Source organism: Actinomadura darangshiensis (assembly GCF_004349235.1).
In the GTDB taxonomy this organism is placed as follows: Bacteria; Actinomycetota; Actinomycetes; order Streptosporangiales; family Streptosporangiaceae; genus Spirillospora; species Spirillospora darangshiensis.
Genome location: NZ_SMKY01000425.1, coordinates 1 through 6008, shown reverse-complemented (window position 1 = coordinate 6008; position 6008 = coordinate 1). Strand labels below are relative to the sequence as shown.

Sequence of the window (6008 nt, the reverse complement as noted above, 5' to 3'; positions counted from 1 at the left end):
GTCCCGGCCGGAGAACGCGTCGCCCGGGCAGCCGGGCCCCCCGGGCGACCGGGAGCCGGCCGCGTCCGGCGAGTCCGGCGGGTCGCGCACCCCCGCGCCCCGCCCGTCCTCCGAGCAGGCGTCCCCCCGCGTGCACACGGGGGAGAACGACGGCGGCCCCGCCTCCTCCGGGCAGCGCCGCCGTCCCGTGGTCTTCGACGAGGACGACGACCTCGACGTCCCCGACTTCCTGAAGTGATCACCACCGTCGCCCTGGGCGACGGCGTCGGCGCCGGCTTCACCGGCCGTGCCGGCGGCGTGAGCGGCCCCCCTTGCGATTCCCTCAACCTCGGCGGCGCGGTCGGCGACGACCCGGCCGCCGTCCAGGACAACCGGCGGCGCGCCGCCGCCGCGTTCGGCGTCGACCCCGGCCGCACCGTCTTCATGCGGCAGGTGCACGGCGCCGACGTCGCGTTCGTCACCTCCCCCGACCTCCCCGGCCCGGTCGACGCGATCGTCACGACCGTCCCCGGCCTCGCCCTCGCCGTCCTCGTCGCCGACTGCGCGCCCGTCCTGCTGGCCGACCCCGCTGCCGGGGTCGCCGGCGCCGCCCACTCCGGCCGTCCCGGCACCGCCGCCGGGGTCGTCCCGGCGCTGGTGAAGGCGATGTGCGAGCGCGGCGCCGACCCCGCGCGGATGACCGCCGCGATCGGGCCCGCCGCGTGCGGCCGCTGCTACGAGGTCCCCGCCGAGATGCGGGACGAGGTCGCCGCCGTGGTCCCGGCCGCCTACGCCACCACGTCCAAGGGCACCCCCGGCCTCGACATCCGCGCCGGCGTCGCCGCGCAGCTCGCCTCCGCCGGCGTGCCGCGGGTCGACACCGACCCGCGCTGCACCATCGAGGACCCCGGCCTCTTCTCCTACCGCCGCGAAGGACGCACCGGCCGCTTCGCCGGCTACGTCTGGCTCAAGGACGTCGCGTGACCGGCGCGGGTACCGCGGGCAACGGGAACGACGGGCACGGCGCGGAGCACCGCCGCGCCGAGATATCCGAAGGCATCGCCGCCGTCCGGAAGCGCATCGCCGCCGCGTGCGCCGCCGCCGGGCGGGACGAGCGCGAGATCACACTGATCGCGGTCACCAAGACGTTCCCCGCCTCCGACGTCCGGCTGCTGGCCGGACTCGGCCTCACCGAGGTCGGCGAGAACCGCGACCAGGAGGCCCGCCCCAAGGCCGCCGAGTGCGCCGACCTCCCGCTCACCTGGCACTTCGTCGGACGGCTGCAGACGAACAAGGCCCGCGCGGTCGCCGGTTACGCCGACGTCGTCCACTCGGTGGACCGCGTCAGGCTGGCCCGCGCGCTGTCGGAGGCCGCCGACCGGGCCGGGCGGACGATCCGCTGCCTCGTCCAGGTGTCGCTGGACGAGGCGGCGTCACCGCAGGAGCAGGGAAGGGGCGGAGCGTCGCCCGGCGACGTCCCGGAACTGGCGGACGCGATCGCCGGCGCCGCCGGCCTGGAGCTCGGCGGGGTGATGGCCGTCGCGCCGCTCGGCGCCGACCCGCTGCCCGCCTTCACCCGGCTCGCCGCCGTGGCCGCGCGGGTGCGGGGGAACCATCCGGGCGCCCGGATCGTCAGTGCGGGTATGAGCGGCGATCTGGAGCAGGCGATCGCGTGCGGCGCGACACACCTGCGGGTCGGTACGGCGTTGCTCGGCGGCCGACGGGCAATCGTCAGGTAATGTCCCCCCAGTGGTACCTGCCGCAACGCGGGAGGCCACGACGGATCAGTCCACCGGTGGCACCGGACGCGCCCGGCGCCGCCACCACAGGACACGGAGGGACGTATGGCCAGCGCGATGCGCAAGATGGCGGTCTACCTCGGCCTTGTGGAGGACGACCGCTACGACGACAAGTACGGCGACTACGACGAGTACGGCGACTACGACGAGGAGACCGATCCGGGGCAGGGCCGTCGTCAGGGCGAGGAGTCCGGCGGTCAGCTTACCCGAGCGGAAGAGGCCGCGGACCGCGATCGCGATCATCACTCCACGTCAACGGTCGAGCGACGCTCCGTGGCGCTCTACGAGTCCGGTACCACCGACCTCGCCCGTATCACTACGCTGCACCCGAGGACCTACAACGAGGCGAGGACCATCGGGGAGCACTTCCGGGAGGGCACGCCGGTGATCATGAACCTCACCGAGATGGTCGACAGCGACGCCAAGCGTCTGGTCGACTTCGCGGCGGGTCTCGTGTTCGGGCTGCACGGCAGCATCGAGCGTGTTACGAACAAGGTGTTCCTGCTGTCGCCCGTCAACGTCGAGGTGACGGCGGAGGACAAGGCCCGGATGGCAGAACGAGGGTTCTTCAACCAAAGCTGAGAGTCGCATGCGAGAGTATCCGTGAACATCGTTGGAACCGTGCTGCAGGGCGTCCTGTACCTCTTCCTGCTCTTCCTGATCGGGAGGCTGGTCCTGGAGGTCCTGCAGTCGTTCGCCCGCCAATGGAAGCCGTCCGGAGTGGTGCTGGTGATCGCTGAGGCGACCTACACGGTCACCGATCCGCCCCTGAAGCTGCTGAGGCGTTTCATCCCGCCCATCCGGCTGGGTAACGTTGCACTGGACCTCAGCTTCACCGTCCTCATTCTTCTGGTCTGGATCCTGGTCGTGGTCGTTGGCTCCGTATTCGGAGGTTAGGCCGATCGGATACCGTCCTTCGGGGACTGACTCCAAGCGCGCCAAGGAGACGAGAACATGCCGCTGACACCCGCCGATGTGCGGAACAAGCAGTTCAGTACCACCAGGCTGAGGCCGGGGTACGACGAGGAGGAGGTGGACGCCTTCCTCGACGAGGTCGAGGCGGAGCTCGACCGCCTCATCCAGGAGAACGAAGAGCTGCGGGCCAAACTGGCCGAGTGCCTGCGTGGCAAGGTTCCCGCCATGGCCGCCCCCATCGTTGAGCCCAAGCCGGACGTCCAGAAGATCCCCGAGCCGCCCCGCCCGGAGCCGCAGCCGCAGCCCGAGCCGGAGCCCGTGCTCGGTGGCCTGGGCATGTCCGCCGCGCCCACCGGCGAGGACAACATGGACACCGCGGCCCGCGTGCTCGCGCTGGCGCAGCAGACCGCCGACCAGGCGATCGCCGACGCCCGCCGGGAGGCCGACGAGACGCTCGGCCGCGCCCGCCGCGAGGCCGAGGAGATCCTCGGCAAGGCGCGCCGCCAGGCCGACCAGATCGTCAGCGAGGCGCGCTCGCGCGCCGAGGCCCTCGACCGCGACGCCCAGGAGCGGCACCGCCAGGTCATGGGCTCGCTCGTGCAGCAGCGCGAGGAGCTGGAGCGCGAGGTCGACAACCTGCGCGCGTTCGAGCGCGAGTACCGCAGCAGGCTGAAGGTGTACCTGGAGGGCCAGCTCCGCGACCTGGAGGCGGGCAGCACCGAGACCGGCGCGTTCGCCGCCGTCCCGGGCGCGGCCCCGGCCCAGTCGCCGCAGAACCCGCAGGCCGGGCCGCAGACCGGCCCGCAGAACGCGCTGCCGCACGCCGAGAACCGCAACGGCGCCGGCGCGCAGGCTCCGGCACCGGGCACGTTCCCGCCGCCGGAGCACACCCAGCAGGTGCAGCACTCGGCGACCGGCGCGTTCCACGCGGGCGGCGACAACCCGCCGCACGACAGGCGCTGACACGGCCGCCGCAGGCGATAGTGTCGCTGCGATCGTCGCGCCGGGGATGGCAGGGCCGCCATCCCCGCGGCGCCGGGCGGCCGCCCCGAGGGCGGGCCGCCGGTTTCGTCGCGCGGCCCGGAGCCGACCGGTCTGAACGAGTGGGAGAGACCCTGTGATCATCCTGAGTGGCGTTCTCGTGGTGGTGGCGATCGCCCTGCTGGTAGCGGGGATCGTCGCCGGCAACGGAGACAGTGCCCAGGTCTTCGGCCTGGACGCGCTGGTCGTGATCTACATCTCGATCGCCGTCAGCATCGTCTCCGCGGTGTGCCTGGCCATCGGGGTGTTCCTGCGCCGCAAGGAGCTGTTCGGGCAGGGCGCCTCGCAGACCCCGGCCCGCGGGGCCGGCAGGTCGAAGAAGGCCAAGAAGGACAAGCGCGGGAAGGGCACGCCGGCGGGACCGCCCGCCCCGGCCGCGAACGCCCAGGGCGCCCCGGAGGCCAAGGCCCCGGCGGCCGACCCCGACGACGAGGTGGAGATCCCCGCCCCGGCCGTCGACGTCCCGGACGACGCGGTCGTGTTCGTCGTCCGCGGCCGCAAGCGCTACCACCTCGACACCTGCAGGCAGCTCGCCGGGCGGGAGACCGAGGAGCTGACCTACGCCGAGGCCAAGGAAGAGGGCTTCAGCCCCTGCACCGCCTGCATGCCCGACACCGCATTGGCGGCGCGCGCCGCGGCGTCGGGCCCCGCGTCACCGGACGCGGGCAAGGCGGCGGGGGGCCCGTCCCCGATCCGGGAGCCCGGCCTGGAGCGCTCCGAGGGCGGCCTGGCCGGCCTCGCCAAGCCCGCACCCCGCCCGGCGCCCGCCTCGTTCGACGAGCCCGGCCCGTTCGACCGCCCGAGCGCCTTCGACCGGACCGACGAGATCCCGCGGGCGGACGGCCCCGGTGCCGAGGACGCCCCGCAGCCGGACGCCCCCAAGCGGGGCCCGGCGGGGCCGACCCTCACCGACATGCCCGTCGCCGGCCTCTTCGCCTCCGGGAAGACGGCCGAAGAGGCCCCCAAGGCGACGGAGACGGCCGAACCCGCCGACACTGAGGGGGAGGGCCACTCCGCCCCGCAGTGGTCCGCTGAGGCCGAATCCGCGCCGCCGGACGTCACCGCCGATCTCGGCCCCGCACCGCTCGGCATCGCCGACGCCCCGTCGCCGGCCCCGCGTCCGCGCGACGCCGACGACGAGGACGCACCGGAGCCCGAGCCGGCCGGGGAGACCGAGGCGGCGTCCGGGCCCGCGGAGGAGCCGGACGACGACGGCCCGCAGGTCCGCATCCTGAGCGGCACCAAGCGCTACCACCGCACCGACTGCGCCCTCATCGAGGACATCGGCGACGAGGCCGACGACCTGGAGTCGCTGTCGCGCGCGGAGGCCAAGTCCCGGGGCTGCACGCCCTGCCTGGTCTGCCAGCCCGACCGCGAGCACGCCCGCGACTGACCGGGCGGGGCCGCCCGCGGCCGGGCCGGTGTCGTCGAGGTCAGCGGCCGCGGTGCCGCTCGTCGCGCAGCTCCCGGAGCCGGTCCCGCCGCTCGTCACGCCGCTGCCGCCGCTCCTCGCGCCGCTCGCGCTGCATCTCGCGGACCTCTTCGTGGTACTCGTGGTGCAGCATCCGGTGGTGCTCGCGGCGCACCGAGTGCCGGTGCCCGGCCTTCTCGCCCACCGCCTTGCGCTTGACGGAGACGCCGCCGAACAGCAGCATCCCGGTGATCCGGATGACGGGCGCGTCCGGGTCCGCGGTGTCGTCCTCCGGGAGGTCGTTCCCGCTGAAGACCGCCGTGTTGGACGCGATGACCCGCACGCCCGGCGGCACGACGATGTTCACGCCGCCGAACACGCAGGTGACGTTGACGTTCACCTCGCCCTGGCTGAGGACCGCCTGCCGGAAGTCGAGGTCGACCCCGCCGAACACGCATGACACGTTGGTGGTGGGCTCGACCAGCCAGCGGCCCTTGCGCTCCACCCCGGAGAAGATCGCCACGAGGTTGGGCGACTGCGGCGGGGGTGGCGGGAGCGCCTGCTGGTCCTTGCGCAGGTCCACCCGCGGGCGCGGCGCCTCCTCGGACGGCAGGTCGCTGAGCACGGGCTCCAGATCGGCGTAGGTCTTGGCGCTGTAGACGGCGTCGATCCGCTCGGCGTGCTCCTCCGGCGTGATGCGCCCCTCGGCGAGGGCCTCGCGGAGGCGGTCGGCGACCTCGTCGCGATCGGCGTCCGACGCGCGCATGCTCGCCGGGGACGGCCGCGCCGGAGGTTGCGCCCCGGAAGGCTGCTCGGGAAGATTCACCGGACCATCATCGCAAACGCGATGTGTCGCGAAGAAC

The 6008-nt window shown here is 73.9% G+C and carries 7 protein-coding genes and 1 pseudogene; 7 read left to right on the top strand and 1 reads right to left on the bottom strand.

Annotated elements, in window-relative coordinates:
• The 7 genes and pseudogenes from E1293_RS49035 to E1293_RS43480 all read left to right on the top strand — a co-directional run.
• Window positions 1-238: pseudogene (locus E1293_RS49035) on the top strand (cell division protein FtsZ); the annotation flags it as partial.
• Entirely contained in the window at window positions 235-963 is a 729-nt protein-coding gene (gene pgeF / locus E1293_RS43505) for a peptidoglycan editing factor PgeF (RefSeq protein WP_132205456.1), read from the top strand. The pseudogene E1293_RS49035 and the gene pgeF, both read left to right, overlap by 4 nt.
• On the top strand, window positions 960-1718 hold the full coding sequence (locus tag E1293_RS43500) for a YggS family pyridoxal phosphate-dependent enzyme (RefSeq protein ID WP_132205454.1): 759 nt from the start codon (window positions 960-962) through the stop codon (window positions 1716-1718). The genes pgeF and E1293_RS43500 overlap by 4 nt, the downstream gene beginning before the upstream one ends.
• Before the next feature lie 105 nt (window positions 1719-1823).
• The gene (locus E1293_RS43495) at window positions 1824-2360 is read left to right on the top strand and encodes a cell division protein SepF (protein WP_132205452.1); all 537 of its coding nucleotides are present in this window, start codon (window positions 1824-1826) and stop codon (window positions 2358-2360) included.
• A gap of 21 nt (window positions 2361-2381) precedes the next feature.
• Window positions 2382-2675, top strand: a complete 294-nt coding sequence (locus E1293_RS43490) for a YggT family protein (RefSeq protein ID WP_132205450.1) — start codon at window positions 2382-2384, stop codon at window positions 2673-2675.
• A 57-nt stretch (window positions 2676-2732) separates the two neighbouring features.
• Window positions 2733-3656, top strand: a complete 924-nt coding sequence (locus tag E1293_RS43485; protein WP_132205448.1) for a DivIVA domain-containing protein — start codon at window positions 2733-2735, stop codon at window positions 3654-3656.
• Window positions 3657-3810: 154 nt separating this feature from the next.
• The gene (locus tag E1293_RS43480; protein WP_132205446.1) at window positions 3811-5127 is read left to right on the top strand and encodes a hypothetical protein; all 1317 of its coding nucleotides are present in this window, start codon (window positions 3811-3813) and stop codon (window positions 5125-5127) included.
• Between the two features lie 40 nt (window positions 5128-5167).
• On the opposite strand, the gene E1293_RS43475 is transcribed toward E1293_RS43480, so the two are convergent.
• Window positions 5168-5971, bottom strand: coding sequence for a DUF1707 SHOCT-like domain-containing protein (locus E1293_RS43475; RefSeq protein WP_341770254.1), 804 nt, complete (start codon window positions 5969-5971; stop codon window positions 5168-5170).
• Window positions 5972-6008: the final 37 nt, after the last annotated feature.

Coding starts and splice junctions, on each gene's coding strand:
- E1293_RS43495 (WP_132205452.1), top strand. CDS start 1,824: ATGGCCAGCGCGATGCGCAAGATGGCGGTCTACCTCGGCCTTGTGGAG.
- E1293_RS43485 (WP_132205448.1), top strand. CDS start 2,733: ATGCCGCTGACACCCGCCGATGTGCGGAACAAGCAGTTCAGTACCACC.